This window comes from Nocardia macrotermitis (assembly GCF_009604405.1).
GTDB lineage: Bacteria > Actinomycetota > Actinomycetes > Mycobacteriales > Mycobacteriaceae > Nocardia > Nocardia macrotermitis.
On the sequence record NZ_WEGK01000026.1, the window covers coordinates 1 to 26,805 of the forward strand.

Here is a 26,805-nt window from a genome sequence, read left to right on the forward strand (position 1 = left end):
ACTGACTCACCGAAAGGGTGCTCCTGCAACTGCCATATTCGAACCTAGACAACTCGAATTATCGCAGGTCAGAGCACCCTTTCCTCATACCGACACACGGTGTCGGAATTCCGGTGAATGCGCGAGGCTAGAACCAGATATCCGAGCCTGACAGCAAGTCTGTACAGCGCCCTCTCGTATAGGTGTTGCCGACCGCCGCACAGCGACGGGTTGATCGCCACGATCGCGGAGGGCTCCAGTGTCATGACTTCACCTGCGCCGCATTTTCCAGCGGCGGCGCGGCGTTCTCCGACGGGATCGACTCGATTCGGGGCGGCACTCGTAGGCGATGAATCCCGTCAACACGACGATGAGCAGACCCAGTAGAATCCACGTCGTCGACGTCGTGAACAACGGGCACATTCCTTTGCCCGAAAGACGTTGCAGCAGTGGATGATACATGCAGTCAGACATCCGCTCCCAACCTTCCGCAGGTCAGCGAGCAGGCCGCGAGTGTATTGCGGCCCGAATCGGTTATGCTGCAACGCTTGTCGTAGCTTCGAACCACGATCAGTCCGCGACTGGACAAGTTCGTAACCACCCGTCGAACTTCGAAGCGATGCAGACTCGTCGCACGTCGAATCTGCCAGTTCGTAAGTACCCCTCCACAGTTCAGAGCCCTGAGTACGCGGACCTGACCAACCGTGAGGTCTTCGGTTTGCTGTGTCATGACAACAGCGTGACTCTCACCACGGACTGTCGGGAAGTTTCTGTCAGGGATTCCCAAAATCTGCCGAATGCCCAGCTCGTCTCCTCCGGACTCCCTATAGTGTTTCCTGAAGAGGGAAACAGCATGTCAGAAACTGGGAAACGATCAGGAGGTGAGATGCCACCCAAGCCGGATCTGAGCGGGACAACTCTCGCGCGCCGCCAGCTCGGTAAGCAGCTCAAGGATCTGCGAATCGAGAACGGCCTGACCCTGGACCAACTCGCGGCCCGAACCGACTACAGCCGAACCGTACTCAGTCGAGTCGAGAACGGACAGCAGGAGAGCAAGCTCCGAGCCATTACCGATCATCTCTGCGCGTGGTATGGGCTGAAGGCGGCCCGCACGAAATATCTTCAGTCCCTCGCGCAGGACGGGAAGATGTCCATGTGGCTTCAGGAGCACAAGGACTTGATCGACCCGGGCTACAGCACCTACATCGAACTGGAATCCGTTGCGTCACAACTGATCGCCTATCAGTCACTTGCGGTTCCGGGACTGTTGCAGACTCCGGACTACGTACGGGCGATGCAACGGGACGTCGACGGCAGCACCGCGTCCGAAGCGGAGATCGAACGCCGCATCGGATTCCGGATCCAGCGAGCCGCTATCCTCACTCGTTCCCATGGTCCTGTCCGGGCGAGCTTCCTCCTGAGTGAAATCTTGTTCACGGCGCTCGGAGTCGGAACCGACCGGCAGATGGCCGCACAGTGTTATCACGTCGCGGACCTGAGTACGAGAGACAACATCTCGATACAGCTGCTGAAGCACAACGTCGGATTTCCGACTGGACTGATTGTTACTCCATACACCATGCTGGGTTTTCCCGACAGTGAGCCGACAGTGGTTTTCGCCGAAACCACGGTTGGCGCAGAGTTTTTCGAAGGAGAAGATCAGGTGAGGCACTTCCGCGCCGTCCACGAGACTCTGCAACGCTCTGCGCTGGGGGAACAAGAATCCCGAGACCGTCTCAGAAAGATCGCAAGGAGATACGACCAGTGAATATCGACCTGACTAACGCACGCTGGTTCAAGTCGTCGCGTTCCGGAGCGAAGACCGATTGTGTCGAAGTTGCCTGGTTGAAGGCCGGCCACGTGGGTTTGCGCGACTCGAAGAATCCGGCCGGACCTGCGCTGGTCTTCACTGCCGACGAGTGGACAGCGTTCACCGGGGTCGTGATGAACGGCAAACTCGACGGCTGAACACTTTCGCCTGAGAACTGATCGCCGTCGAGACCGCCGACGGCGTCAGCTCCCGGCCGAGGGGGCGTCGAAACTGGGTGCCCCGGTGTCAGCGCTGGCGGAACTGCGCGACCTTGGTGTCGGAGCTGGCGGAACTCAGTTGATTTGCGCGTGCATCAGATAGACGTTGTAGTCGCTCCAGGTGCTGATGGTGAAGTAGAGGTCCGAGCCGGTGGACCACGGGTGGATGAAGCCGCCGTAGAGTTCCGGATAGCGCGAGATGCTGACCGTCGGCGTGCTCTCGGACCAGACGCCCTGGGGTGAATTCGCTTCGCGCAGCACGATTGCGCCCTTGGCGGTGTCGAGGTAGCTCATCTGCCAGACCTGCCGCGCGGGGTCGTAACGCACCGACAGTTCACCGGCCGGGGCCTGCACCACGGGTGTGGCCGAGGCGGCCCCGCCGACCGGCGTCCACGCGCCCTCGTGCCAGTACTGATACGCGGAAGTGTTGAGCACCTGGTCTTTTCGCACCCGGGCCAGCCCGACCGCGCCCAGGCGGGTGTTGGGCGTGCCGAACATGTAGACGTAGTCACCCTGCGGAACCATCGCCGCCACTTGGAAATTCGCCAATCCGAAGATGTCGTCCCAGTGCGCGTAGGGGTCCTTGGTCCAGGTCCGGCCGTGATCGTCGGAGTAGGCGATACCGCCGTAGTTGGTGAAGAAGGTGCCCGGCGCGCTGTTCCAGGTGCGAATCGACATGTAGCTCAGGAACTGTCGCGATCCGAGCGCGAAACCGGAGGTCGGGATCGTGGTGATCTCGATGTTGTCCTTCTTGCGACTGTCCAGCACCTCGGCGGCGTGACACCGGTCGTCGGTGACCATCCGATCGAAGATCGCGCCGTGACTCAGATCGCGATTCCTGCTGAACGCCAACACATTACTGCGCCAGTCCTGCCCCATCCCGCCCGGCGGATGGAAGCCGACGCCCACGGTGTCGCCGAACGCCATCGCCACCTCACCGGGCGCGCTCTCCCACGAGATGCCCAGATCGGTGCCGTACACCTGCCAGCGTTTGTCGGTGCGATTGACCGAATTCGCGCCGGTCTCCTTGGCCACCTCCCGCACCTCGCCGACCCGCGGTGCGGGCCGGGCCGCGGTCTGCGCGCCCGGCTCGGTCGGCGGATGCTGCTGCGCGGGCGGCGGCGGGCCGGTGTGCGGTGACGGGCCCGGCGGCAGCGCGAAATAGAACGGTTTGGGGTTCACCAGCACATCGGGCAGGCCGAGGCGTTGCAGCAGGCTCGGCGACGGTGTGGGAGTGTCGGTCAGATCTGGGCACGGATCGGTGCAGGGGTTGGCGGGCAACGTCATATCGGTCCGCCTGACCGGCCCGGACGGCTGCGGCCCCGGATCCACGGTGACCACCGGATACGGCACCGGAACTTCCAGCGTCTTCGGCACCAGCGAGGCGTGTGTGGGCACCGGATCGGTTGCGCACGGCCCGATTCCGGCCACCGCGACCGGATCGGCGTGCACCACGGGCGGTATGCCCAACACCCCGACGACGACCGTCCCGACGACAGCGAACAGCCGCTTGGCCATACAGTCCAACCCCTCGCTCCCCCACTGGCACGTTTCTCCCGCGACCAGACCCTACTGGAGTTCCGGCGGAATTTTCGGCCGCCCGTTCGCCCCGGCCGTTCGCTCCGGCGAGGCAGAGGCGGCATCCTCCGCTCCCAGCGCGAAGCGGAATTTTCGGCCGCCCGTTCGGCCCGGCCGTTCGCTCCGGTGAGGCAGGCAGCATCCTCACGCTCCCAGCGCGAAGCGGACGCGGCCCACTGTCGATGGCACTCGTGCGGCACACGGCATGCGGGTCCCACGACCTCGCGGTACCGACTCGTTCTCAGGAACAGCGCCTAGAGTTGAGGCGAAATATTCGACCGATCGCAGTGTTCAGGATTGCCGCCGTGAAGATTCCAGCATTTCGCCGCATGATTCCCGTCGTCGCCGCAGCCGGGTTGCTCGGTCTCGTCGCACCCGCCGCGGCCCTGGCCGCACCCGGTTCGGGCGCCGGTACCGGCGGTTCGAGCGCGGGCGGCAGCGGATTCACCGTGAACAATCAGGGCACGATCAGCCCGTCGCAGAACACCTCCGACGACCAGAACACCCTGGTCTGGTATCCGAACTGCGCCGCTGTGCGCGCGGCGGGCAAGGCCCCGCTGTATCCCTCGCAGCCCGGCTACAGCACCGCGCTCGACCCGAAGGGCACCGGCGTGGCCTGCGCACCCGGCAGCCCGACGCCCTGACCCGTCGTAGAACCCCGAAAACTCTTACGTCGCAACAGGTGTCAACGCGGCGGTGGGCGGCGCGTCCGAGGATCCCTCGAACCGCAGGATCGTCGCCCCGATCCGCACCGCATCACCGTCGGCGAGCACCGAACCGCTGTCGATCGGCTCCTCGTTGATGTAGATGCCGTTGGCCGAATGCAGATCCTTGATCAGCAGCCCGGCCCGGCTCGGCAGGATGTGCGCGTGATACCGGCTGACCTTCGGGTCGTCGAGCACCAGATCGTTGTCGGTCATGCGGCCGATCTTCAAGCCGCCCTTGGGAATCGGGACCGCGCGTCCGTCGGGCAGCCGCAGCCGACCCGAACGCGCCGAACGCGGCGTCTCGGTGACCGTCTCGGTCATCGCCTGCGCCAGCCGCTCGACCTTGGCGAGATCGACGGTGTTCAACGGTTCCTGCCGCAGCACCCGCTGTTCGAGTTCGGCCAGCGCCGGACCCGGATCGATACCGAGCTCGTCGGCCAGCACCGCGCGCACCCGGCGGCACGCCTCCAACGCGTCGGCCTGCCGCCCGGACAGGTACAGCGCGGTGATCAGCTGCACCCACAGCGGCTCTCGCAGCGGATGCTCGCCGGTCATCGACACCAGTTCGCCGACCACGGAAGACGCACGCCCACAAGCGATTTCGGCATCGATCCGGGCCGAGGCGACGAGCAGCCGCTCCTCGTCCATCGCGGTCGCGAAACTCTCGGCGAAATGCAGGCCGGACAGATCGTCCAGCGCCTTACCGCTCCACTCGGCCAGCGCCGTGCCGAACAACTCCGACGCCCCGCGATGATCCCCCGCCGTCACGGCCTCCGCACCGGCCCGCCGCGCCGCGTCGAACCGCCCCAGATCGCATCCGGTGTCCGGGATCTCCAGCCGGTACCCCGCCGACTCGGTGCGCAACACCGTCGCCGGATCCAGACCCGAATTACGCAGCGTCTTACGGATATTCGAGACGAACACCTGCAAACTGGCCTGATACGAGTCCGGCGGATCCTCGTTCCAGACGATGTCGGCCAGCGCCTGCGAGGACACCGCCCGCCGCCGATTCACCGTCAACGCCGCCAGCAACGCCCGCGGCTTGGGCCCACCGACCGCGACGGGCGCACCGTCGATCATCAACCGCACGGGCCCGAGCACCCGCACATCCAAGCTGTGTGACACCTTTACCCCGCCTAGCCGCTAGGACACAGTCCCGCCGGGGTCACGAATACCGTGACCCCGGCGGACCCGCGCAATATCCGATCGCGCACGCCCATCGACGAGTTGCCGAGAACGCCCGAATCCGAGCGCACCCTACCGCCATCCGACAACGCAGGTCGCGCGACACCTACAAGCCCCGCTGCCCGCGCAACAACTGATCTCGCGAGAACATCGGTAACTCACCGGGTACGCCCAGAACCAAACAACATTGCCAACTGTCGGCCCGACACGCAACCCTTCCCGCACCCGACGACCCGCTGAGTCGCGGAGAGGCGGAGGAGCCAACTGTCGGCCCGACACGCAAGCCTCACCGCACCCCAGGACCCGCTGAGTCGCGGAGAGGCGGAGGAGCCAACTGCCAGCCCGACACGCCAAGCCTCGCCGCACCCGACGACCGGCTGAATCGCGGAGAGGCGGACGAGCCAGCTGTCGGCCCGTCCCGGCACCCGACGACCCGCCGAGTCGCGGAGGGCCAATCGTCGGCCCGACACACAAGCCTCCCGGAGACGACGACACGCCGAAATCTCGAAGAGGCGGGGAGCAGATCGTGTCTCGCGCTACTTCGCGCTGACCGACTTACCCGCCGACTTCAGGTCGTTGCACGCCTCGACAACGCGCTCGGCCATCGAGGTCTCGGCCTTCTTCAGGTAGCTGCGCGGGTCGTAGGTCTTCTTGTTGCCGACCTCGCCGTCGATCTTCAGCACACCGTCGTAGTTGGCGAACATGTGCCCGGCGATCGGGCGGGTGAACGCGTACTGGGTGTCGGTGTCGACGTTCATCTTCACCACGCCGTACTTCAGCGAGTCGTCGATCTCGGATTTCAGCGAGCCCGAACCGCCGTGGAAGACGAAGTCGAACGGCTTCGAACCCTCGCCCAGCCCCAGCTTGGCCGCGGCCACCCGCTGGCCCTCGGCGAGCACCTCGGGCTTGAGCACGACGTTGCCCGGCTTGTACACCCCGTGCACATTGCCGAAGGTCGCGGCGAGCAGGTACTTGCCGTTCTCCCCGGAACCCAGCGCGTCGATGGTCTTGCGGAAGTCCTCGGAGGAGGTGTAGAGCTTCTCGTTGATCTCCGCCTCGACACCGTCCTCCTCGCCGCCGACGACGCCGATCTCGACCTCGAGGATGATGTTCGCGGCGGCGGTCTGCTTCAGCAGTTCCTTGGCGATCTCCAGGTTCTCGTCGATCGGAATCGCCGAACCGTCCCACATGTGCGACTGGAACAGCGGGTGCTGCCCGGCCTTCACCCGCTCCTGGGAGATGGCGATCAGCGGGCGCACGAACGTGTCCAGCTTGTCCTTGGGGCAGTGGTCGGTGTGCAGCGCGATGGTGACGTCGTACCTCGCGGCGATCACGTGCGCGAACTCCGCCAGCGCGGTGGCGCCGACGACCATATCCTTCACGCCCTGCCCCGAACCGAATTCGGCTCCACCGGTGGAGAACTGGATGATGCCGTCACTACCGGCCTCGGCGAAACCGCGGATCGCCGCGTTGATCGTCTCCGAGGACGTGCAGTTGATCGCGGGGAATGCGAAGGAGTTCTCTTTGGCCCGACCGAGCATCTCGGCGTAGACCTCCGGAGTCGCAATGGGCACTAGGACCTCCGTGGTGGGAAGAAACATCTGTCCCCTCTCACCCTAAGGTGCCGGGCCCGCGCTCCGGAAGGTGGTACCGCCGTACCCGCACCCGGTCCACCACGGCAAATTCGGCACGGGTCGATGTGATAGCCCGGGGGCCGGTACTGTGGTTGCCGTGACCGCGCTGGCCATTACCGACGTTCTTGCGAGTAGCTCCGGAATCAAGGGGCTGCTCGATCCGATGCATCTGCTCACCGAGACCTGGTTGAGCAATGCGGTGCTGCCGGCGATCCTGGTCATCGTCTTCATCGAGACGGGGCTGCTGTTCCCGATCCTGCCGGGCGATTCGCTGCTGTTCACCGGCGGCATGCTCGCGGCGTACACGCACCCACCGGTCTCGATCTATGTGCTGCTGCCCGCCGCGGCCATCACGGCGATCCTCGGCGATCAGTGTGCGTACTGGATCGGGCGGGCCATCGGCCCCGCGCTGTTCCACAAACAGGACGGGCGCTTCTTCAAGCAGCGCTACATCACCGAAACGCACGCGTTCTTCGAGAAGCACGGGCCCAAGACCATCATCCTGGGTCGTTTCGTGCCGATCGTGCGCACCTTCATGCCGGTGTTGGCGGGCGTGTCCCAGATGGAGTACCGCAAGTTTCTGACCTTCGACATCGTCGGCGGTATCGCGTGGGGCGGCGGCATCACCATCCTGGGCTTCTGGCTGGGCAATGTGGAGTTCATCCGGAACCACGTCGAGGCGATCTTCATGCTGATCGTGCTCGTCTCGATCCTGCCGGGCATCATCTCGGTCGCGAAGAAGCTCCGTAACCACGAGCCCGTGCTCGAGACCGAATCCGACGTTGTTCCGACGAACGAATCCTTGCGCTGACACCTTGCCGAACACCCCTGTAACCCTCGCGCTCGGCGGTATGGAACCGCTGGAGTCCGCTGGGCCGATGCTGGTATGGACGATCGTCCTGATCTTCGTATTCCTGGAATGCGCCCTGATCATCGGCCTGTTCCTGCCCGGTGACTCGATGCTGCTCACCGCCGGGATCGTGCTGGCCTCGCACGAGACCGGCAGCACCCAGGTGTGGGCGCTGGCCGTGGCCACCATGATCGCCGCGATCGCGGGTAATCAGGTGGGGTACGTCATCGGGCATCGGACGGGGCACAAACTGGTGGCCCGGCGCGACGGGCGATATATCAACACCCGGAATCTGACCCGGGTCACTGAGATGCTGCATCGGCACGGGTTCCTGGCCGTGCTGGTGGCGCGCTGGATTCCGTGGATCCGCACGCTGTGCCCGCTGGTGGCCGGGGCCGCGCGGATGGATCACCGCCGCTACACCCTCGCCAGCACGATCGGCGCGATCATCTGGGCGCCGGTGCTGCTGCTGATCGGCTTCTACGCGGGCGGTTTCCTGGGCAAGGTGTCCTGGCTGATGCCGACCGTGATCGGCACGCTGGTGGCCTGCCTGATCATCGGAACCGCCCTGGGCATCCGGCAGTACCGCGTCGAAATGTCCCGTCCCGCCGAGGAATTCGACCTCGACCGCCCCGAGTCCATGTGCTCCGAGGGCGACGCCGCCTGAGCGGTCGGTGACCGCGCGCGGACCGAGCCGCGGACTCACCCCCGCGGCGGTCCACCCGCCAGGTGTTCAGAACCCGGCGGCGGTGACCGTGTACGCGGCCTCCATCAGCAGCCAGCCCGACAGCTGCACCGACAGGTCGCGCTCCGGGGTGCTGGAGGCGGTGACCGATCCGTTCGCGGTGAACTTCGCCGCGCCCGCGGTGCCGACGGGGAGTTTCGCCGATTCGGCCCAGACCGCGCCGAACAGTGGTTCGCCCTCCACCTCGAGGCGGTGGTCCCAGGCCGCGCGGGCCGAGGCGGTGACGATCGCGGCCGCCTGCCGCCGGATCTGGGCGCGGTCGGGGTCCTCACCGGGCAGCAGCAGGGCGACCAGGGCGAGGTAGCGCGCCAGGATTCCGTTGAAGAGACCGCCGTCGCCACCGCCGCCACCGGTGACGACGCCGCGGTCGGTCATATGTTCCGCAACGGCGGCGACCAACGCGCGCACCCGGTCCACATGCACGGATTCGCCTGTGTGCACGGCCAATTCGGTTTCCAGGCCCAGTACGACGCCCTGGCAGTAGGTGAAGACGTTGCGCTCCATCCGATCCGAGGGCAGATGCACCCCGTCCAGGATCAGGCCGGTCTCGCTGTCGCGCAGATTCTTGTCCAGCCAGTCGGCGATCTCGGCGGCGCGGGTGTAGCGGCCGAAGCGGGCCAGCGCGATCGCGGCCGGGCCGTTGGCCGGGGTGTTGTAGTAATCCGCACCCTTACGCCACGGGAGTGCGCCGATCTGCGGCTGCCAGCCGGTGGTCAACGCCTTCTCCAGCGCGACGAGTCCGCCGCGCACATCGGTGACGCCGCGAATGTGTTCGGCGCGCTGGAGGGCCAGCGCCAGCCAGGCCATGTCGTCGTAGTAGTTGTTGGTCCAGCCGGTGATGTTGCGCAGACGATGCCCGCGCGCCAGCGCCGCCACCCGACGCACCCGGGCCGCGGTGGGCTCCCGGTTGGCGGCATCGACCGCGCAATCGATCAGATGGGCCTGCCACCAGTAGTTCCAGGTGAGGAAGAGGCTCTCGCGCAGCACCGCGGGCCAGCCGACGACGCCCAGTTCGGTCCCCGGCAGACCCCACAACCTGCGCATATTGCGCGAGACGAGGGCGGATTCGGCCAAATCGGCCCGGCGCGACCACTCCGCGGCCGTCGGGTCGGCCGCGGCGCCTGCCGCGGACCGGGCACGCTGTGGTGCGGGTACATCGTCGCTGGACGCACTCATACCTTCCATAGTGCCAGCAGAAGCTCAGTTTTCGCGCCCGATTCGTTACGCAACCGTCTCGTATCCGCGATCGCCCCGGCCGGTCACGGCCCGTTTCACCAGGCCCGGGTGAGGTCCGCGTGCTGCGCGATCCAGGCGTGCATGGCGATACCCGCCGCGACCCCGGCGTTGATGCTGCGGGTGGAACCGAACTGCGCGATCGAGACCGTCATCACCGCCGCGGATTTGGCCTGCTCGGTCACCCCCGGCCCCTCCTGACCGAACAACAGCAGGCAGTTGCGCGGGAGTTGCGCGGTTTCCAGCGGGATCGCGCCGGGGACGTTGTCGACCGCGACCACGACCAGATCGGCGCGTTCGGCGAAGGCCAGCAGTTCCGCGAGATCGGCGTGATGTTCGAGGTGCTGATACCGGTCGGTCACCATCGCGCCGCGCCGATTCCAGCGCCGCCGCCCGACGATGTGCACCGCCGCCGCGGCGAACGCGTTGGCCGTGCGGACCACGGTTCCGATATTCGCGTCGTGCCCGAAATTCTCGATGGCGACATGGAATTCGTGTCGGCGCGCATCGATGTCGGCGACGATCGCCTCGCGCTTCCAGTACCGGTAGGCGTCCACGACATTGCGCCGATCCCCCTGCGCGAGCAACTCCGGATCCAGCCGCGCGTCGGGCGGCGGTTCGGTCCCGAACTCCTGCGCCCACGGACCCACCCCGTGCGGATGCTCACCCCATTCCGTCGGGCCGGGAAGTTCCTGCTCGTCCGAGGGCTCGTCCGCGCTCACGATATCTGCCGAATTCCGGTGCACAACACCGATGGATGATCACACAGTCGCGACCACGGCTGTCGCTCGCGTCCGCCACGCCGGACCGCGACCTCGGACTCTGCCCCGTCGGCACCGGGAACGTCCACTCGACCGCCCACGATCGGCACCGCACACAACACGACGAGAACCGCGTGATCAGGACATTTCGACAGTGTCGCGGATGGGCCGTTTCCCGCGCGGGACGCGATATCGCATCTACCCTGGACAGTGGTGGTGGAGGTGGGTCATGGACCACTCGCGGATACTTCGCACGGTGCTCGGTGTGACCGTCGGGTACATGATCCTGCTCGGCCTGTGGCTGGGGTGGGTGGTGCATCGGACGCCGCCGGGGACGGTGGTGTTCCAGATGGTCGGGCTGGTGGGGATGTTCGGGTCCTGCGTCGGGCTGGGGATGCTCTACGCGCAACGCCCCTCGCACAGCGACCGGAAACTGCTGCGGCACGGCCTGGAAGGGTGGGCCGTGATCGAGGGCGTACACCCGATCGGCCACACCGACCATCACACCGAACTCACCCGGCTGGATCTGGAACTGAACGTCCCGGGCTCCGAAACCTACCGCGGCACCATCGTTTTCGACGTCGCGCCGATCGACCGCCCCAGAATCGCGGTCGGCGAGACGATCTCCATCCGCGTCGACCCCTCCGACCGCGACCGAATCATCCTGTGCCTGTAGGGATTACCGCCGCTGCCCGCATCGGGACGTCGTTCGCGCAGATCCTGCCGACGAACACCGTCCGGCGCACCAGGACGGGTCGGCCGACGTTCCGGCACACACGAATCATCCGGCACCCGACCATCCGAGCGCACGGACACCTCGGCGGGGGAACGGCTACCGCTCGTGAACTCGGGGGTCGGTCAGTAAGTATTGCGCGGCGGCGTAGGTCCCCAGGATGACGCCCTCACTGATCCGCCGCGCACGCGTACTCCGCGCGAACAGGCGACGCACCACGATCAGCCCGTCCGAAAGGGTGAACAGCAGCGCGCCCAGGCCCAGGCGACTGCGCGGGTCGGCGGACGGAAGTGCCATGCCCGCAACAACTTCCGCACCGGGAGCCAGACCGGGATCCGAGGCCAGCACAGCGGCCGTGCCGAGCGTCGCACCGTACGCACTCAACGGCAACGCGATCCGGGGAGCCCGAACCCGCAGCAGCGCACCGGCTCCCAACCACGCCGCGATCCGAGGCGCAGCGACCGCCACCTGCGGCCGCGCACCCCGCCGCCACCACAGCGCCGAATATCCGCTCTGCATCACCGCGAACGCACTCGCACCCGCGACCAGGCGACGATCGTCATCCGGATCGATCAGCAGCACATCTCCCACAGTCGCGGCCGCCAGCGAACCGAGTAGCAGCCGCCGATCCGCCGACTCCAGCGCGGCACCGGACCGCACGACATCCGCGGCCAGCAGCGGCATCAACGCGGGCTTACCGATCCACTGCCAGCGCTCACGTCCGGTGAGCGCACCGGCCACGGTCACCGCCGCCGCGGCCAGATAGGCGACCCGCGGACCCCGCATCAGAAACTGGGCTCACGCGGCGCGGGTGGCAGCCGGACCACCTGACCCGCATAACTCAACCCGGCCCCGAACCCGAGCAGCAACGCCAGCTGACCGCCCTTGGCCCGCCCGCTGACCAGCATCTCCTCCATCGCCAGCGGAATCGACGCCGCCGAGGTGTTCCCGGTGTTCTCGATGTCGTTGGCCATCGGGATATCGTCGGAAAGGCCGAGATTCTTGCGCATCAGATCGTTGATCCGGGCGTTGGCCTGATGCGGGATGAAGATCTCGATCTCCTCCTTGGCCACCCCCGACAACTCCAGCGCCGAGGACAACGCCCGCGGCAACGTCACCGCGGCCCAGCGGAACACCCGGGGTCCGGCCATCCGCAACGTCATCCGGCCGACCGGATCGGTCTCCGGATCCGCACCCTGGAGACTCTGCGCCTTCTCCTGGTACTCCATGAAGTCGATGTTCTGCGCGATCGCCTCGGCGTTCTCGCCGTCACTGCCCCACACCGTCGGGGAGATGCCGTTCTCCTCGGCGGGCCCGACCACCACCGCGCCCGCGCCGTCACCGAAGATCATCGCGGTACCGCGATCGGTCGGATCGAGTCCGACGGTCATCGTCTCGGCCCCGATGACCAGGATGTAGTCGGCCGAACCGGACCGGATCATATCGGCGGCCACCCCGAGCCCGTAGCCGAAACCGCCGCAGCCCGAGGTCAGATCGAACGCCGGAATACCGTTCATGCCCAGGTCGAAGGCGATGGTCGGCGCACCGTGCGGGGTCAGTTTCAACCAACTCGAACTGGCCAGCACCAGTGCGCCGATCCGGGAACGCTCGACGCCGCTGTTGGCGATCGCACGCTCCCCCGCCGCGACCGCCATCGACCGCAGCGTCTCGTCGCCGCTGATCCACCGCCGATTGCGGATTCCGGTGCGCTCGAAGATCCACTCGGGAGTGGAATCGAGCACCTCACAGACCTCGGCGTTACTGACGACCCGGGTGGGCCGGTAAGCACCGATGCCGAGCATCGCGACATTCTCACGCCCCTTGTTCACCGCAATGCTCACCACAGGCGACTCACACGACCCTTCAACCACACTGTTCGACGGAAATCAGCGTCCAGGCTAACCCAGTACGAACAGCAGTGGACGTCCCCGTCACCCCAGGGCGAGATCCTTGAGCCCGAGAATCGATCGGTATTCCAGGCCCTCCGCGGCGATCACCTGATCCGCGCCGGTCTCCCGGTCCACCACGGTCGCCACGCCGACCACCGTCGCCCCGGCCTCGCGCAACGCGCGCACCGCGGTCAGCGGGGAGTTGCCGGTGGTGGTGGTGTCCTCGACCACCAGCACCCGCTTGCCGACGATGTCCGGGCCCTCGATCTGCCGCTGCATCCCGTGCGTCTTGGCGGCCTTGCGCACCACGAACGCGTCCACCGGACGCCCGGGCGCGTGCAGCATCGCACCGGCCACCGGGTCCGCGCCCATGGTCAACCCGCCGACCGCGTCGAACTCCCAGTCGGATACCAACTCGCGCAACAACTTTCCGATCAGCGGCGCGGCCTGGTGATGTAGTGTCGCGCGGCGCAGGTCGACGTAGTAGTCGGCCTCCTTGCCCGACGACAGGGTGACCCGGCCGTGTACGACGGCCAGTTCCCGTACCAACTCGGCCAGTCTGTCCCGGTCGGTGGTCGATTCGATCATGGTGTGTGCCGTGTCCTTTCTGGTCGACCGGCCACTGCGGGCCTGGCCGCTCTACGTCCTACCGCGTGCGTTGAACAGGGTCCGGTTGACGCGGACCAGCAGGGTGCGCGGGATCATCCCGGCCACCGTGGTGAGCACCTTGTACTGGGCTCCGGGCACGCTGACCACCTGGTTCGATTCCAGATCACGCAGTGAACCCGCCACTACCTGCTCGACATCGAGCCACATCGCCTTCGGTAGCGACGACATGTCGATACCGGCCCGATCGTGGAATTCGGTGTGGACGAATCCGGGGCACAGCGCCTGCACTCGAACTCCCGTACCCGCGAGTCCGCCCGCCAGCCCTTCGCACAAGGATACGACGTAGGCCTTCGACGCCGAATAGGTCGAGCCACGTCCAGGAACAAGGCCCGCGACGCTGGCAACATTCACAATCGAACCGTTGGCCGCGGCGATCATCGACGGCAGCGCGGCGCGGGTCAATTGCATGACCGCGGTGACGTTGACGTCCAGTTGCGCCTGCAGGCGTTCGGGGTCGTTGGTCCAGAACTCGCCGGAGATGCCCAGGCCCGCGTTGTTGACCAGGAATTCGACGCCCTCCGCGAGGCGCGCGGCGACCCGTTCGCGGTCGGCGGCGACGGCCAGATCCGCGGGCACGATCTCCGAATGGGTGTCGAAACGCCTGCTCAGCTCGTCGGCGAGAGCGGTGAGCCGCTGCTCGTCCCGGGCGACCAGCACCAGGTCGTAGCCGAGCGAGGCCAGCCGCGTCGCGTAGGCGTGCCCGATCCCCGAACTCGGGCCGGTGACCATGGCGACGGGCCGGTGCGCGCCGGGCAGGCGGGCGGCGGGTGTTCCGGTCATGCCCCAATCATCGCGCGGGTCCCTGGTAGGGGCGGAAGCCGGGGTGGAACGGGCCGCCGGGACGCTCGGACTGTTCGTCCTCGTGCAGGTCCTCGGCGAATTCGGGTTCGTCGAAATCGCCGGAATCGTGGGTTTCCCGGCCCCGGTCCTCCGGGCCCTTCTCCTCGGCCGGTGGCCAGTTGCGGCGCACGCGGCTGCGCGGATCGGGCACCACGGCCAGGGCCGGGCGACGTTGCGGCGGTTCGGATTCCCCGGCGATGTCCTGGACCAGCGGAGCGAATCCCTCGTCGGAGTCGTCGGCCGGGATCTCGAAATCACGTCGCTCGGAATCGAAGTCGCGACGATCCGGGTCGGGACCACGGCGTTCGGCGTCCGCACCACGACGGTCGGCGTCGAAACCGCGACGGTCCGGGTCGGTGGCCCGGCGGTCGGCGTCCGCACCACGGCGGTCGGCGTCGAAACCGCGACGCTCGGAATCGAATTCCGCGGACTTCGCGGGCGAGTACGCGCGGTCGTCCGGGTCGCCGGAGTCGCGGTCGTCGTAGCGGCGATCCGGCTCGGGACGTTCGGCATACCGCCGTTCGTCGTCGTAACCCCGTGCGCGCGAACGGTTCTCGTCGTATTCCGGATCGTCGTCCTCGGCGCGGGCCCGCGGACGTCCCGGATCGTGCGCGTCCAGCTCGCCGGACTCGCCACCGGCCACCGGCGGCAGCACGTGCAGCAGGCCGGACAGTCGCAGCACCGCGTCGACCGCGCCCTCCCACTCCCGAGAGGACAGGCCGACCGGCAGCACGCCGAGCGTCCAGTTGCCCTCGCTCCAGAGCTGTTGCACGCTGCCGGACAGGGTTTCGATGAACGCGACCATCCGCTGATCCACCGCGTGCCGGGCGATATCGGGATTCGTCGCGAACACCACCCGGTCGCCGATCGCGCCGAGCAACTCCAGATCCGCGTCCTTTGGTGGGGCGGCGGTCTTGAGGCGCAGGTCGATATCGATGTCCGAGCCGATCTGCCGGCGCACCGCGACCAGCGTCGCGGCGTCCTCCAGATCGAACAGCACGAACTTCTCGCCCTTGCGATTACCGGAGACCACATCGACCGCGGACAGGTACCCGAGCTTGGCCATCGCACCCCGGCGCCACGTGGACGCCAGGGCCGGTTCGACCGAAACATAGGTGTAGCCCTGGGCTTTCGCCCAGACCTGACGCACGTGACCGGTCCGCTGCCGCTGGAGCCGATCGAAATACAGCAGCACGATCGCACCCACCAGTGCGATCGCCGCGAGTCCGAACCACATTGCCGTCATCGCGGACAAGTCTAGTTCCCACGCGGACCGCGCGTGGTGTGTGCACTGCGTGTTGTGCGTGGCCGCCCGGTCCGCGGGCGGTGGATCAGCGGGTCGGGGTGGGGGTGGGGGTGCCCTGCGAGGGCAGTGCGGTGCCGATGACGATCTTGGCCTGGATCGAGCCGTCGGCGTTCTTGTCGCCCTGGACCACGACCATGTCGCCGGGGTGCAGATCCGCGATCGTGCTCGACCCCAACGCGATCACCTCGGTTTTCGCGTCGGTGTGCACGGTGATGGTGTTGCCGGACAGGGAATCGACGGTCAGGGTGGATCCGTCGTTGGCGCTGATGGTGCCCATCGTCGCGCCCAGGCTGTCGATGGTGCCGCCGAGGCCGGGCAGTTGCGGCGCGGTGGTCGTGCCGGTGCCGTGATTGTCGGGGGACTGCGGGAACATCGGCAGCTGGGTGGGCGCGGTGCGGTACGTGGTGCCCGCGGCGGTCGAGGACGTCGAGGAGTCGCCGCCCAGGAACAGTCCCACCGCGACCGCCCCGAGCACGACCACCGCGAAGGCGACCAGCGTCAGCCCGACCCACATCCCGCGCCGATTGCGATGCGGGGGTAGCTGATCCGGTTGATCCGGTGGCAGCTCGGTCGGGCCGACCAGTGTCGGGTTCGGACCGTGCTGGGTCGGCATCGTGCGAGCCGGACCGATCCACTGCGTGTCATAAGCCGCCTCGCCCGGACCGGGACCCTCGTAGACGCCCCACTGGCTCTGATACGGCGGCAGCGCCCGGGTCGGATTCGGCCCGGCCGCTTGATCGAAATACTTGTACGGCTCGGTCGAGCCGTACGCGTCCGAGTACTCCGTCGGCTCAGCGCCCGACCCACCGAGATACTCGGTCGGCGCGTCGGACGACGCCGGTCGCTCTGCCCACGGATCGCTCGGAGTGGTCATACATCCAGACTAGGGGAGGCAGTATTTTTTGCCTCCGCTTCGCTCCGGCGGGTTCGCGGCCCCCTGAGCCTCACCACTCGGCCCCGTGCCGGGCACTCGTTCCTCGCACCCGCCACGCGTCCGACCGGCGAGCCGGGCCGCGAACTTTGCTGTCGGCGTGCAACCCGAGAGCCCAGCGGACCAGCACGTTCGCCGCTGGGCCCGCCGACCGGTTACCTGCCCACGATGAGGCCGTCACCATCGGGCGAGACGTTGACCTTCACCAGATCGCCGTCGGTGACCTCGCCCGCCAGCAGTTCCTTGGCGAGTGAATCGCCGATGGCCTGCTGGATCAGCCGACGCAGCGGACGCGCGCCGTAGGCCGGGTCGTAGCCGCGCACGGCCAGCCAGAAGCGGGCCGAATCGCTGACGTCCAGGGTGAGCCGACGCTGGGCCAGCCGCTTCTGCAACTGGTTCAGCTGGATGTCGACGATCTCCTCGAGCTCCTCCTCGTTCAGCGCCTGGAACATCACCACATCGTCGAGGCGGTTCAGGAATTCCGGTTTGAAGGCGGCGCGCACCGAATTCATCACGAAGTCCTTGTCACCGCCCGCACCCAGGTTGGAGGTGAGGATGAGGATGGTGTTGCGGAAGTCGACCGTGCGGCCCTGGCCGTCGGTCAACCGGCCCTCGTCGAGCACCTGCAACAGGATGTCGAACACGTCCGGGTGCGCCTTCTCGATCTCGTCGAACAGCACCACCGTGTACGGCCGCCGTCGCACCGCCTCGGTCAGCTGACCGCCCTGGTCGTAGCCGACGTATCCGGGCGGCGCGCCGACCAGCCGAGCCACCGCGTGCTTCTCGGAGTACTCACTCATGTCGATCCGGATCATGGCGCGCTCGTCGTCGAACAGGAAGTCCGCCAACGCTTTCGCCAGTTCCGTCTTGCCGACACCGGTCGGGCCGACGAACAGGAACGAGCCCGTCGGACGGTTCGGATCCGCGACCCCGGCCCGCGCCCGGCGCACCGCGTCGGACACCGCGCGCACGGGTTCGGCCTGCCCGACCACGCGGCCGCGCAACTCCTCCTCCATCCGCAGCAACTTCTGCGTCTCGCCTTCGAGCATGCGGCCGACGGGGATTCCGGTCCACGACGACACCACCTCGGCGATATCGTCCGGGCCGACCTCCTCCTTCAGCATCAAGGAGCCATCAGAACCGCTGCCGCTGGGGCCGTCGGGGCCGCTGCCGCTGGTCCCGGCCTTCTCCTCGGCCTCGGCGAGCTGCTTCTCCAGCTGCGGGATGCGGCCGTAGCGCAGTTCGGCGGCCTTGCCCAGATCGCCGTCGCGTTCGGCGCGCTCGGATTCGCCGCGCAGCGACTCCAACTCCTCCTTGATCACGCGCACACCGTCGATGGCCTGCTTCTCGTTCTGCCAGCGGGCCATCAGCTGGTTGAGCTTCTCGCGGTCGTCGGCCAGTTCGCCACGCAACTTCTCCAAGCGCTGCTTGGAGGCCGCGTCGGTCTCCTTCGCCAGGGCGACCTCTTCGATCTCCAACCGTCGCACCGCGCGTTCGACCTCATCGATCTCCACCGGACGCGAGTCGATCTCCATGCGCAGCCGCGAGGCCGACTCGTCGACCAGGTCGATCGCCTTGTCCGGCAGGAACCGGGAGGTGATGTACCGATCGGACAGGGTGGCCGCGGCGACCAGCGCGGAGTCGGTGATGCGCACGCCGTGGTGCACCTCGTACCGCTCCTTGAGGCCGCGCAGGATGCCGACGGTGTCCTCCACCGACGGCTCGCCGACCAGCACCTGCTGGAAGCGGCGTTCCAGGGCCGCGTCCTTCTCGATGTGCTGGCGGTACTCGTCCAACGTGGTCGCGCCCACGAGACGCAGTTCACCGCGCGCGAGCATCGGCTTGATCATGTTGCCCGCGTCCATGGCCGACTCGCCGGTCGCGCCCGCGCCGACGATGGTGTGCAGCTCATCGATGAACGTGATGATCTGTCCCGCACTCTGTTTGATGTCCTCGAGCACGGCCTTGAGCCGCTCCTCGAATTCACCGCGGTACTTCGCGCCGGCGACCATCGCGCCCAGGTCGAGCGAGACCAATCGCTTGCCGCGCAACGACTCCGGCACGTCACCGGCGATGATGCGCTGGGCCAGACCCTCCACGATGGCGGTCTTGCCGACGCCGGGCTCGCCGATCAGCACCGGGTTGTTCTTGGTGCGCCGGCTCAAAACCTGTACCACGCGCCGGATCTCGGTGTCGCGGCCGATGACCGGATCGAGTTTGCCCTCGCGGGCGGCGGCGGTCAGATCGGTGGAGTACTTCTCCAGCGCCTGGTAGCTGCCCTCAGGATCCGGGGAGGTGACGCGGGCGTTGCCGCGCACGGCGGTGAACGCCTCGCGCAACGCGTCCGCGCTCGCGCCGTACTTCAGAAGTAGTTGAGACACATCGGAATCCCCGCGTGCCAGCCCGACCATCAGATGTTCGGTGGAGACGTACTCGTCGCCGAGTTCGGTGGCCAGTTGCTGGGCGGCGGTGATGGCCGCGAGCGCCTCGCGGCCGAGTTGCGGCGTGGTGGTCGCACCGGTCGCCTGCGGCAGCCGGTCCACGATGCCCTGGGCCTCGCGCCGGACCGTGGCCGGATCGACGGCGACGGCCTCGAGCAGCGGGGCGGCGATGCCGTCGGTCTGATCCAGCAACGCCACCAGCAAGTGCGCCGGACGGATCTCCGGATTGCCCGCGGCCGAGGCGGCCTGCAATGCGGCGGTCAGGGCCGCCTGGGTCTTGGTGGTGGGACTGAACGAGTCCACTCTGCACCTTCCTACTTGTCGTCTCTTCGCAGCCTCGTTCGACTGCTCTCGAATCATTCAACGCAGTAGAAGTTGAGTCTGTTCCGCTCAAGTTTGAAGCTTTCGAGTGGCGTACGCAACACCATCGGGGGCCCACTCCCCCACGCTAGCCCGACGCGGTGTCGACCACGACGTTTCCCCCTCGGCGAAGTTCGGTACCGTCAACGCCACATAACCGTGCGACCACGGTTTTTTCGGGGATACTGGAATACGAGCCGGTCCGGGCCACGGCCCGGACCGTTCTATGCAGAAAGGAAGCTCGAGTCGTGGATGCGCGTTCGGCTGCGCTGGTCCGCGCCAATTACCGGTCCGTCATCGATGCGCCGAACGGGCCCGAACGGCTGGTCAGCGCGTTCTACGCCCATATGTTCGGCGAGAACCCCCGGCTGCGGGAGTTGTTCCCGCCCGCCATGGACATGCAACCCAAACGGGTGATGACGGCCGTGCAGTTCGTGCTCGACCATCTCGAGGACTGGGACCGGGCCCAGCACTTTCTCGAACAGCTCGCCCGTGACCACCGCAAATACGGGGTCGAGGCGGCTCACTACGATATCGCCGGGCGCGCGCTGGTGGCCGCGTTCCGCACCTACTGCGGCATCGGCGGCTGGTCGGACGAGCTCGAGGCGGGCTGGCGCGACATCGGCATCCTCATCTCCGCCTCGATGGCCATCGGCGCGAATTCCGATACCTCCCAGCCGTTCTGGGAGGCCACCGTGGTCGGGCACCGGCAGGTGCTGGAGGATCTGGCGATCGTGCGGTTGCAGTCGCAGACGCCGATTCCGTATCAGGCCGGACAGTATGTTCCCGTGTCGGTGCCGCAGCGGCCCAAGATGTGGCGGTACCTCTCGCCCGCGATTCCGACGAATCCCTACGGGGAGATCGAATTCCACGTCCGCAAGGTGGAGAACGGCTGGGTGAGCCCGGCCATCGTGGCCGAGACCGAGGTCGGGGACGTCTGGCAGATCGCCGGGCCGCTCGGCGGGCTGCACGTGGACCGGGACACCGGCAGCGATGTGCTGATGATCGGTTCGGGCACCGGAATCGCCCCGCTGCGTGCGCAACTCATCGAAATGGGCCGGCGCGGGGACAATCCGCGCGTGCACTTCTTCATGGGCGGGCAGTATCCGTGCGACCTGTACGACGTGCAGAACATGTGGCAGCTCTCGCTCAGCAATCCCTGGCTGACCGTGATCCCGGTGTGCGAGAACGCATCCAACCCCTGGTGGTATCCGCATCCCCCGGCCGACCCGCCGTTCGGCATGCACCGCAGGTTGATCGGTAATCTGGGTGCGGTGGTGGCGAGTTTCGGCTCCTGGTCCGATCGGCAGATCCAGATCGCCGGATCGGCCCGGATGATCGCGGCCACCACCCGGGCGCTGGTGGCGGTCGGCACGCCGGAATGGTCCATCACCGCGGATCCGGTGTGATCCGCCGCCGATCTGTCCGCTTGTAGCACAAGGTATTTCGACATTTCGACGAACAAGGATGGTGTATGACCCTCGGCCCCGACGAGACCGGCGAGATCCACCTGGGCATGCCCACCGAATGGGCCGCGACGGTGGTCGGACATCACCGGTTGCGGCACGACATCGCGGTGGTGCGGCTGATCGGTGACTACGTGCCGTTCGTCGCCGGGCAGTCGGTCGAGGTGCAGATCCCGCAACATCCCGGCGTCCGGCGGCGACTCTCGCCCGCGCTGGCCCCCTCGCTGGACGGCAAGCTGGAATTCCACGTGCGGGCCGTGCCGGGCGGCTGGTGCAGCGGCACGATCGTCGCGGACACCCAGCCGGGCGACGAATGGCGGATCACCGATCCCGGCGGCTGGCTCGCCGTCGACAACGACGCGACCGACGTGGTGATGCTCGCCGGCGGCACCGGCCTGGCCCCCCTGCGCTCGATCCTGCTGGAGATCTCCCGCCGCCCCGAACCACCCCGCACCCACCTGTTCATCGGCGGCCGCTCCCCCCGCGACCTCTACGCCTCGGACATGCTCTACCTGCTCACCGGCGAATTGCCCTGGCTGACAGTGATTCCCGTGGTCGACACCCCCGAGGACCCGACCTGGGAAGACCCCTGGTACGAGGCGTCCCGCGTGGACGTGGGCTTCGACGTGGACGAAATGCTGGAAGGCACCCTCGCCGACGTCGTCGGCGAAATGGGCCCCCTGGAACACCACCAGATCCTGGTCTGCGGCTCCCCCGCCATGACCACCGCCACCGTGGACCGCCTCATCCAGACCGGCACCCCCGCCGAAGCCATTCGCTACGAAGGGGTTTGAGGCCGTTGCCGGTCAGCTCTCCGTCACCACGAAGTCACTGATCCAGCGGCGGATCACCGCCAGCGTACGGTCGTCCACCGCGCCGGAATCCTTGCCGATCCGGGCGAGACTCACCGTGCGCGGTTGTTCCGTCATGGCGAAGCAGACCTGCTCCAGCGCGAGTTCATCGCCCCGCAGCCGGACATGATGTGGCCAGCCCCGGTCCGTGGTGGTCACCGGCACCACCACGGCGAGATCCCGGACCGTTCGCAGATAGTCGGCGGTCGAGATGACCACCGCCGGTCGACGGCCCATCTGTTCACGACCCTGCGTGGGGGAGAAATCGATCCAGACGACCTGCCCCGGCCGGAGCGACGGTCGCGCAGCACTCACAGACCGTCACCCAAACCATCTTCGAGCGTCTCATCCCATTCCCGCACCTCGGCAACGTAATCCGAGTCCGCTTCCGCGTACGCCGCCGCCACGGCCGCGAACCGCAGCTTCCGATCGTGCTCGTCGAGCAATCGAGCAATCGTCTGCGAGACGGTGAGCCCCTCCAACTGCGCCAGCGAACTCACTCGCTCCCGAACCGACTGCTCGACCTTCATCGAAGACATGGTGGCCATGGGCGCACCTCCCTTCACATATCGCCGAATACGATCGAGTATACCTTGCAAGGATACCTTCCGGGATACCTCTATGGTCAGCCGGTGGGATCTAAGGTCGCGCCCTCGCCGGTCAGCTGGTTGTGCGGATGGTGCGGATCGGTGTGGTCAGGGCCGATGTGGTCGCTAGTGCGGACAGGATCAGTAGGGCTGCAAGTGATTTCGTTGCAGCGGGGAGGGAGGGGGCGGTGGTGGTGATGGTCGGCTGTAGGGCGGTGGTGGGGAGCCAGGGTTGTACCGAGGGGAGGGAGGCGGCGAAGAGGCTCAGTACGTACAGTCCTGCGGTTGTTGCGGCGGCGAGGCCTGCCGAGTGGGTTCGGGCTGCCAGGGATGCGGTGAAGATCGCGATCGTGATCAGTGCGAACCATTGCACGGCAAGCCAACTCGTGGCGGCGGCGAGGGGGAACGGGCCGAACAGTGCGTGGCATTCGTACAGTGCGAGGGCCGCGCCGAACAGTGCGGCCGCTGCGACCACGCCGCCTGCCACCAGTAGTCGCGGTAGGTACAGGCGCAGCGGTGAGGTTTCGCGGCTCAGGTAGTAGATGCCGATCGCGGTGTCGCCGCGGACCGCGCATGCCTGGGCGGCCAGCACCATCGAGACCGCGGCGAGCAGCAGGCCGGAGTTCTTCACGTACTGTTGCAGCCCGTCGTGCCAGTCCGGTGTGCGGAGCAGTCGGATCTCCGAGGATTGGCCGAGCAGGTCCGGCAGGTATTTCGCACCGAACAGGGACAGGCAGCCGAACAACGCGAAGGCCGCCACCAGTGCGACCAGGCGGCGGGTGCGCAACCAGCGATACCACTCGATGCGGAACACCATGCGGCTCATGACCTTTCCCCGATCGCGGTGAAGAACGCGTCGGCCAGCGAACCGCGCGAGATCTCGATGTCGTCGATGTCGGCGGCGTGCGCCGACACCTCGGCCAGCGTCGAACCCCATTGCGGCGCAGCGGCTTCGACGGTCCGGCCGCCGCGCAGCGCGATGCGCAGCGTCGGCGGGGTCGCGTGTTCGGCGCGGAATGTCGCGGTGTCGCCGGTGAACACGGTGTGCCCGCGATGCAGCACCAGCAGGCGGTCGGCGAGGTCCTCGACGTCGGCGAGCAGGTGACTGGAGAACACCACCGTCATCCGCTCGCCCAGCTCTCGGATCAGCGCGAGCACCGCCGCGCGACCCTCCGGATCCAGGGCGCTGGTCGGCTCGTCCAGTATCAGCACCTCCGGCTGCCTGACCAGCGCCGCGGCAATTCCCAAGCGCTGCAACATCCCTCGCGAGAAACCGCCCGCCCGCCGATGCGCGTGGCGGGCCAGGTCCACCGACTCCAGCGTCGCGTCGACCGACACCCGACCCGCACGCCGACCCGGGCCGATCGCCAGGGATTGTTCGAGCACCTCCCGCGCGGACAGCCACGGCTCGAAACCCGGTGTGTCCGGGCAGTATCCGATCGCGCCCAGTCCGATCGGCACCCGCACGACGCCCGCGCCGACCCGTTGCAGGCCCAGCACCGCGCGGATCAGCGTGGTCTTCCCCGCGCCGTTGAGTCCGATCAGGCCGATGACGCCCGGTCCCGCGACGGTCCAGTCGATGTGATCCAACGCCGTGAAGTCGCCGAACCGCACCGACACGTCCGACACCTCGAGTTGCGGATCAGCCACGTTCGACCCCGCCGTCCCGCCCGACGACCAGATACACGATCCCGCCGAGCGGAATGCTGATCAGGCAGACGATCGCCCACAGCCAGCGGGGCAGATACCGCACCCGCGAACGGGACAGGTCGTACCAGCAGAAACCGACGAAACACAGAGCCACCAGCACCAGCGGCGCCAGCGCGGCCATCGGGACATTCGACATCTCGTTCCCCTCCTCATGGGCGTGACGACCCATATTATTCACAGTTCCGCGAACATTATCAATAGCGATAACAATGCTACGATCGGAGCGTGGACTCGGTCGAACTACTGCTGCATCCGGTGCGATTGCGGATCGTGCAGACATTCCTGGGCGATCGGACGTTGACCACGAGCGAGCTGAGCGCCGAACTCGACGACATCCCGCCGGGCAGCCTCTACCGGCACGTCGCGCGCATGGTCGACGCCGAGGTCCTGGAGATCGTGGCCGAACGCCGGATCCGCGGCACGATCGAACGCACCTACCGGCTCCGGCTCACCGCCGCCCAGATCACCCCCGAGCAGCTGGCCACGATGAGCACCGAGGATCATCGGCGCGCGTTCACCGCCTTCGTCGCGGGGCTGCTGGCCGACTTCGACCGCTACCTCGAACGCGACGAGATCGATTACGTCCGCGACGGAGTCGGCTACCGGGTGGCCGGAATGTGGTTGGACGACGCCGAATTCATCGAATTCATCGAGGACCTGTCACGGGTCGTCGCACCGCGGCTGGCCAACGGGCCCGCGCCCGGACGCGTCCGGCGTACGGTGCGCACCTTCCACATCCCCGCCGGTCCGGACCCGACGCCCGAACCACCGGCTACGGATGAGCGGGAGTGAAATCGCCTGCGCATCAACAAGTTCCGTCGCGGTGATCCCGTAGTTCCGGCGAAGGCCGAGGACGGGCGACGACTGCGGCTCAACGGTCGCACCCGGCCCCGGACCCTCGCGGGAACGGCGGAATCACCTCTACCCCAATAACATCCGCACTCAGAACATCGGATCGTGGCGGATATTCGCGGCCGGAGTGCCCGCGGCCATCAGGCGGAACTTGGTGGTCTGCACCATCGACGGGGAACCCGAGATCTGGATGTCACGGTCCGCCCACGGGCCGTAACCCGCGACGACCGCGCCGATCCGGCCGGTGCGACACGGGTCCAGGCCCGGCAGGTCCAGCGACGTTTCGACGGAATCGAAGTGCCACCAAGGGTTTTCGTCACTCTCGACGATCGGGGTGACGGTCAGCCACTTGTTGGCCACGGCCAACTCGCTCAGAATCTCCAGGTCGTAGAGGTCGCACGGATGATGCCCGCCGACGAACAGGTGCACCCGCGGATTGGACCGACGACGGGCCATCGCCACGAGTTGCGCTCGGAGCGGGGCGATTCCGGTGCCGCAGCCGATCATGAGGAGTTTGCGCCGGGTGTTGCGCGGCACCCCGAGCCCGCCCATCGGCGCGCTCAGCAGCCACCGATCGCCGACGTCGGTGTGGCCGACCAGCGCCGGGCTGACCCAGCCGCCGGTGCGCCCGCGGACGTGGAATTCGAGCTCCCCCTCCGCATTCGGCGGCACGGCCGGGGACAGATACCGCCACATCCGCAGCCGCGCCGGGATCTGCACGCTCAGATACTGTCCGGCGGCGTACCGCATCGGCTGATCCAACCGCACCCGCACGACGGCCAGATCGTTCAGCACCCGGCGATGCTCGATCACCGTGCCGGACCACACCGCGGGCAGGTCCGAATCCTGCGCGCCGACCAGCATGGTCCGGGTGATCAGCTCGACGCACTCCTGCCAGGCGCGCTCGACCTCCTCGGTCCACAGCTCGGTCCGCGCATGCGTGCGCACCGCCGAAATCAGCGAATTCCCCACGGCCGGATAATGTTCCGGCCCGATGCCGTACTTGCGGTGGTCGCGCCCGAGCTGGGCCAGGAACGGCAGCAGCTCATCGGGTTCGTCGAGCCGATCCACCATGTGGGCGAGGGCCTTGACCAGCCGCTCGCGCTCGGTGTCGAGGGAGGCGGGAAAGTATTCGCGCAGCTGCGGTTGTGCGCTGAACAGGATCGCGTAAAACGATCCCGCCACCTTCCCGGGCCCCTCCTCATCCGCAGCAACCGCCTTGAACGTCGTCCGGACCATGGCGGTGGCACGCGAATCCATCTGTCTCACAACCCCATCTCACACTCGATTACGAGCCCGACCGCGATATCACACCGCCCAGAAACCCGGCAGCAGCCGACGCGCTCAGAGTCTATGCGAGGTTTGCCAGACCCGTACCGATCCACCCGAACAACCCACATGTAATTCCCCCCGAACCTGCCCGATGCAGGCCCAACCCCTCATAAACCAACCGTTTGCCCAGTAAATCCG

27 protein-coding genes are annotated in these 26,805 nt (G+C 67.1%); 9 read left to right on the top strand and 18 right to left on the bottom strand.

What is annotated here, in order from left to right; genetic code table 11:
* The first annotated feature begins 865 nt into the window (after positions 1 to 865).
* Both NRB20_RS35245 and NRB20_RS35250 read left to right on the top strand, forming a co-directional pair.
* Positions 866 to 1,747 (top strand): helix-turn-helix domain-containing protein, encoded by an 882-nt coding sequence (locus NRB20_RS35245; protein ID WP_194290121.1) that lies wholly within the window; start codon positions 866 to 868, stop codon positions 1,745 to 1,747.
* Positions 1,744 to 1,947, top strand: a complete 204-nt coding sequence (locus NRB20_RS35250) for a DUF397 domain-containing protein (RefSeq protein ID WP_319945806.1) — start codon at positions 1,744 to 1,746, stop codon at positions 1,945 to 1,947. Before NRB20_RS35245 ends, NRB20_RS35250 begins: the two co-directional genes overlap by 4 nt.
* 135 nt (positions 1,948 to 2,082) lie before the next feature.
* Here the strand turns inward: NRB20_RS35250 and NRB20_RS35255 are convergent, their stop codons facing one another.
* Positions 2,083 to 3,525 (bottom strand): DUF4185 domain-containing protein, encoded by a 1,443-nt coding sequence (locus NRB20_RS35255; RefSeq protein WP_153415768.1) that lies wholly within the window; start codon positions 3,523 to 3,525, stop codon positions 2,083 to 2,085.
* A 365-nt stretch (positions 3,526 to 3,890) separates the two neighbouring features.
* Here NRB20_RS35255 and NRB20_RS35260 point away from each other — a divergent pair, with 365 nt between their 5' ends.
* Complete coding sequence (locus NRB20_RS35260; protein WP_319945807.1) at positions 3,891 to 4,229, top strand: excalibur calcium-binding domain-containing protein; 339 nt, start codon at positions 3,891 to 3,893, stop codon at positions 4,227 to 4,229.
* Between the two features lie 24 nt (positions 4,230 to 4,253).
* Here NRB20_RS35260 and NRB20_RS35265 read toward each other — a convergent pair whose 3' ends face one another.
* Both NRB20_RS35265 and fbaA read right to left on the bottom strand, forming a co-directional pair.
* Positions 4,254 to 5,372 carry a BTAD domain-containing putative transcriptional regulator gene (locus tag NRB20_RS35265; protein WP_153415806.1) on the bottom strand — a complete coding sequence of 373 codons (1,119 nt, stop codon included), beginning with the start codon at positions 5,370 to 5,372 and terminating at the stop codon, positions 4,254 to 4,256.
* Positions 5,373 to 6,013: 641 nt separating this feature from the next.
* Positions 6,014 to 7,051: a class II fructose-bisphosphate aldolase gene (gene fbaA / locus NRB20_RS35270; protein ID WP_319945808.1), complete on the bottom strand. Its 1,038-nt coding sequence runs from the start codon at positions 7,049 to 7,051 to the stop codon at positions 6,014 to 6,016.
* A gap of 223 nt (positions 7,052 to 7,274) precedes the next feature.
* Here fbaA and NRB20_RS35275 point away from each other — a divergent pair, with 223 nt between their 5' ends.
* On the top strand, positions 7,275 to 7,922 hold the full coding sequence (locus tag NRB20_RS35275; RefSeq protein WP_153415807.1) for a DedA family protein: 648 nt from the start codon (positions 7,275 to 7,277) through the stop codon (positions 7,920 to 7,922).
* Between the two features lie 40 nt (positions 7,923 to 7,962).
* On the top strand, positions 7,963 to 8,628 hold the full coding sequence (locus tag NRB20_RS35280; protein WP_153415808.1) for a DedA family protein: 666 nt from the start codon (positions 7,963 to 7,965) through the stop codon (positions 8,626 to 8,628).
* Between the two features lie 66 nt (positions 8,629 to 8,694).
* On the opposite strand, the gene NRB20_RS35285 is transcribed toward NRB20_RS35280, so the two are convergent.
* Positions 8,695 to 9,750 carry a glycoside hydrolase family 76 protein gene (locus NRB20_RS35285; RefSeq protein WP_227834192.1) on the bottom strand — a complete coding sequence of 352 codons (1,056 nt, stop codon included), beginning with the start codon at positions 9,748 to 9,750 and terminating at the stop codon, positions 8,695 to 8,697.
* Positions 9,751 to 9,977: 227 nt separating this feature from the next.
* Positions 9,978 to 10,661 carry a TrmH family RNA methyltransferase gene (locus NRB20_RS35290; RefSeq protein ID WP_319945809.1) on the bottom strand — a complete coding sequence of 228 codons (684 nt, stop codon included), beginning with the start codon at positions 10,659 to 10,661 and terminating at the stop codon, positions 9,978 to 9,980.
* 295 nt (positions 10,662 to 10,956) lie between these two features.
* Here NRB20_RS35290 and NRB20_RS35295 point away from each other — a divergent pair, with 295 nt between their 5' ends.
* Complete coding sequence (locus tag NRB20_RS35295; RefSeq protein WP_406603919.1) at positions 10,957 to 11,376, top strand: hypothetical protein; 420 nt, start codon at positions 10,957 to 10,959, stop codon at positions 11,374 to 11,376.
* A gap of 156 nt (positions 11,377 to 11,532) precedes the next feature.
* On the opposite strand, the gene NRB20_RS35300 is transcribed toward NRB20_RS35295, so the two are convergent.
* From NRB20_RS35300 to clpB, 7 genes are all read right to left on the bottom strand, one after another.
* Positions 11,533 to 12,219: a lysoplasmalogenase gene (locus NRB20_RS35300; protein WP_153415773.1), complete on the bottom strand. Its 687-nt coding sequence runs from the start codon at positions 12,217 to 12,219 to the stop codon at positions 11,533 to 11,535.
* Entirely contained in the window at positions 12,219 to 13,277 is a 1,059-nt protein-coding gene (locus NRB20_RS35305) for a beta-ketoacyl-ACP synthase 3 (protein ID WP_319945810.1), read from the bottom strand. The genes NRB20_RS35300 and NRB20_RS35305 overlap by 1 nt, the downstream gene beginning before the upstream one ends.
* A gap of 87 nt (positions 13,278 to 13,364) precedes the next feature.
* Entirely contained in the window at positions 13,365 to 13,910 is a 546-nt protein-coding gene (gene pyrE, locus NRB20_RS35310; RefSeq protein WP_153415774.1) for an orotate phosphoribosyltransferase, read from the bottom strand.
* A 51-nt stretch (positions 13,911 to 13,961) separates the two neighbouring features.
* Positions 13,962 to 14,771 carry an SDR family NAD(P)-dependent oxidoreductase gene (locus NRB20_RS35315; RefSeq protein ID WP_153415775.1) on the bottom strand — a complete coding sequence of 270 codons (810 nt, stop codon included), beginning with the start codon at positions 14,769 to 14,771 and terminating at the stop codon, positions 13,962 to 13,964.
* 7 nt (positions 14,772 to 14,778) lie between these two features.
* Positions 14,779 to 16,077 (bottom strand): hypothetical protein, encoded by a 1,299-nt coding sequence (locus NRB20_RS39470; RefSeq protein ID WP_319945811.1) that lies wholly within the window; start codon positions 16,075 to 16,077, stop codon positions 14,779 to 14,781.
* Between the two features lie 85 nt (positions 16,078 to 16,162).
* Entirely contained in the window at positions 16,163 to 17,011 is an 849-nt protein-coding gene (locus tag NRB20_RS35325) for a DUF5666 domain-containing protein (protein WP_153415776.1), read from the bottom strand.
* Between the two features lie 212 nt (positions 17,012 to 17,223).
* Positions 17,224 to 19,812 carry an ATP-dependent chaperone ClpB gene (gene clpB, locus NRB20_RS35330; RefSeq protein ID WP_319945812.1) on the bottom strand — a complete coding sequence of 863 codons (2,589 nt, stop codon included), beginning with the start codon at positions 19,810 to 19,812 and terminating at the stop codon, positions 17,224 to 17,226.
* Between the two features lie 305 nt (positions 19,813 to 20,117).
* Here clpB and NRB20_RS35335 point away from each other — a divergent pair, with 305 nt between their 5' ends.
* Complete coding sequence (locus NRB20_RS35335; protein WP_319945813.1) at positions 20,118 to 21,278, top strand: FAD-binding oxidoreductase; 1,161 nt, start codon at positions 20,118 to 20,120, stop codon at positions 21,276 to 21,278.
* A gap of 65 nt (positions 21,279 to 21,343) precedes the next feature.
* Positions 21,344 to 22,129, top strand: coding sequence for an FAD-binding oxidoreductase (locus tag NRB20_RS35340; protein ID WP_153415778.1), 786 nt, complete (start codon positions 21,344 to 21,346; stop codon positions 22,127 to 22,129).
* Between the two features lie 12 nt (positions 22,130 to 22,141).
* Here the strand turns inward: NRB20_RS35340 and NRB20_RS35345 are convergent, their stop codons facing one another.
* The 5 genes from NRB20_RS35345 to NRB20_RS35365 all read right to left on the bottom strand — a co-directional run bounded on the left by NRB20_RS35345 (position 22,142) and on the right by NRB20_RS35365 (position 24,619).
* Complete coding sequence (locus tag NRB20_RS35345; protein ID WP_319945814.1) at positions 22,142 to 22,501, bottom strand: type II toxin-antitoxin system PemK/MazF family toxin; 360 nt, start codon at positions 22,499 to 22,501, stop codon at positions 22,142 to 22,144.
* Positions 22,498 to 22,734: a hypothetical protein gene (locus tag NRB20_RS35350; RefSeq protein ID WP_194290122.1), complete on the bottom strand. Its 237-nt coding sequence runs from the start codon at positions 22,732 to 22,734 to the stop codon at positions 22,498 to 22,500. The genes NRB20_RS35345 and NRB20_RS35350 overlap by 4 nt, the downstream gene beginning before the upstream one ends.
* A gap of 112 nt (positions 22,735 to 22,846) precedes the next feature.
* Positions 22,847 to 23,599, bottom strand: coding sequence for a hypothetical protein (locus tag NRB20_RS35355; protein ID WP_153415780.1), 753 nt, complete (start codon positions 23,597 to 23,599; stop codon positions 22,847 to 22,849).
* Positions 23,596 to 24,423 (bottom strand): ABC transporter ATP-binding protein, encoded by an 828-nt coding sequence (locus tag NRB20_RS35360; protein WP_153415781.1) that lies wholly within the window; start codon positions 24,421 to 24,423, stop codon positions 23,596 to 23,598. The genes NRB20_RS35355 and NRB20_RS35360 overlap by 4 nt, the downstream gene beginning before the upstream one ends.
* Entirely contained in the window at positions 24,416 to 24,619 is a 204-nt protein-coding gene (locus NRB20_RS35365) for a PLDc N-terminal domain-containing protein (protein WP_153415782.1), read from the bottom strand. Before NRB20_RS35365 ends, NRB20_RS35360 begins: the two co-directional genes overlap by 8 nt.
* 89 nt (positions 24,620 to 24,708) lie before the next feature.
* Here NRB20_RS35365 and NRB20_RS35370 point away from each other — a divergent pair, with 89 nt between their 5' ends.
* Positions 24,709 to 25,275, top strand: coding sequence for a helix-turn-helix domain-containing protein (locus tag NRB20_RS35370; RefSeq protein ID WP_319945815.1), 567 nt, complete (start codon positions 24,709 to 24,711; stop codon positions 25,273 to 25,275).
* A gap of 150 nt (positions 25,276 to 25,425) precedes the next feature.
* Here NRB20_RS35370 and NRB20_RS35375 read toward each other — a convergent pair whose 3' ends face one another.
* Positions 25,426 to 26,595, bottom strand: coding sequence for a globin domain-containing protein (locus tag NRB20_RS35375; protein WP_153415783.1), 1,170 nt, complete (start codon positions 26,593 to 26,595; stop codon positions 25,426 to 25,428).
* Positions 26,596 to 26,805 lie beyond the last annotated feature (210 nt).

Excerpts from the sequence above, each read along its gene's own strand:
- NRB20_RS35280 (WP_153415808.1), top strand. The coding sequence starts at position 7,963 with ATGGAACCGCTGGAGTCCGCTGGGCCGATGCTGGTATGGACGATCGTC.
- NRB20_RS35300 (WP_153415773.1), bottom strand. The coding sequence starts at position 12,219 with ATGCGGGGTCCGCGGGTCGCCTATCTGGCCGCGGCGGCGGTGACCGTG.
- NRB20_RS35315 (WP_153415775.1), bottom strand. The coding sequence starts at position 14,771 with ATGACCGGAACACCCGCCGCCCGCCTGCCCGGCGCGCACCGGCCCGTC.
- pyrE (WP_153415774.1), bottom strand. The coding sequence starts at position 13,910 with ATGATCGAATCGACCACCGACCGGGACAGACTGGCCGAGTTGGTACGG.
- NRB20_RS35255 (WP_153415768.1), bottom strand. The coding sequence starts at position 3,525 with ATGGCCAAGCGGCTGTTCGCTGTCGTCGGGACGGTCGTCGTCGGGGTG.
- NRB20_RS35350 (WP_194290122.1), bottom strand. The coding sequence starts at position 22,734 with ATGGCCACCATGTCTTCGATGAAGGTCGAGCAGTCGGTTCGGGAGCGA.
- NRB20_RS35375 (WP_153415783.1), bottom strand. The coding sequence starts at position 26,595 with ATGGATTCGCGTGCCACCGCCATGGTCCGGACGACGTTCAAGGCGGTT.
- NRB20_RS35355 (WP_153415780.1), bottom strand. The coding sequence starts at position 23,599 with ATGAGCCGCATGGTGTTCCGCATCGAGTGGTATCGCTGGTTGCGCACC.
- NRB20_RS39470 (WP_319945811.1), bottom strand. The coding sequence starts at position 16,077 with ATGACGGCAATGTGGTTCGGACTCGCGGCGATCGCACTGGTGGGTGCG.
- NRB20_RS35275 (WP_153415807.1), top strand. The coding sequence starts at position 7,275 with ATGCATCTGCTCACCGAGACCTGGTTGAGCAATGCGGTGCTGCCGGCG.
- NRB20_RS35285 (WP_227834192.1), bottom strand. The coding sequence starts at position 9,750 with ATGCGCAGGTTGTGGGGTCTGCCGGGGACCGAACTGGGCGTCGTCGGC.
- NRB20_RS35265 (WP_153415806.1), bottom strand. The coding sequence starts at position 5,372 with ATGATCGACGGTGCGCCCGTCGCGGTCGGTGGGCCCAAGCCGCGGGCG.
- NRB20_RS35340 (WP_153415778.1), top strand. The coding sequence starts at position 21,344 with ATGACCCTCGGCCCCGACGAGACCGGCGAGATCCACCTGGGCATGCCC.
- NRB20_RS35365 (WP_153415782.1), bottom strand. The coding sequence starts at position 24,619 with ATGTCGAATGTCCCGATGGCCGCGCTGGCGCCGCTGGTGCTGGTGGCT.
- NRB20_RS35245 (WP_194290121.1), top strand. The coding sequence starts at position 866 with ATGCCACCCAAGCCGGATCTGAGCGGGACAACTCTCGCGCGCCGCCAG.
- NRB20_RS35325 (WP_153415776.1), bottom strand. The coding sequence starts at position 17,011 with ATGACCACTCCGAGCGATCCGTGGGCAGAGCGACCGGCGTCGTCCGAC.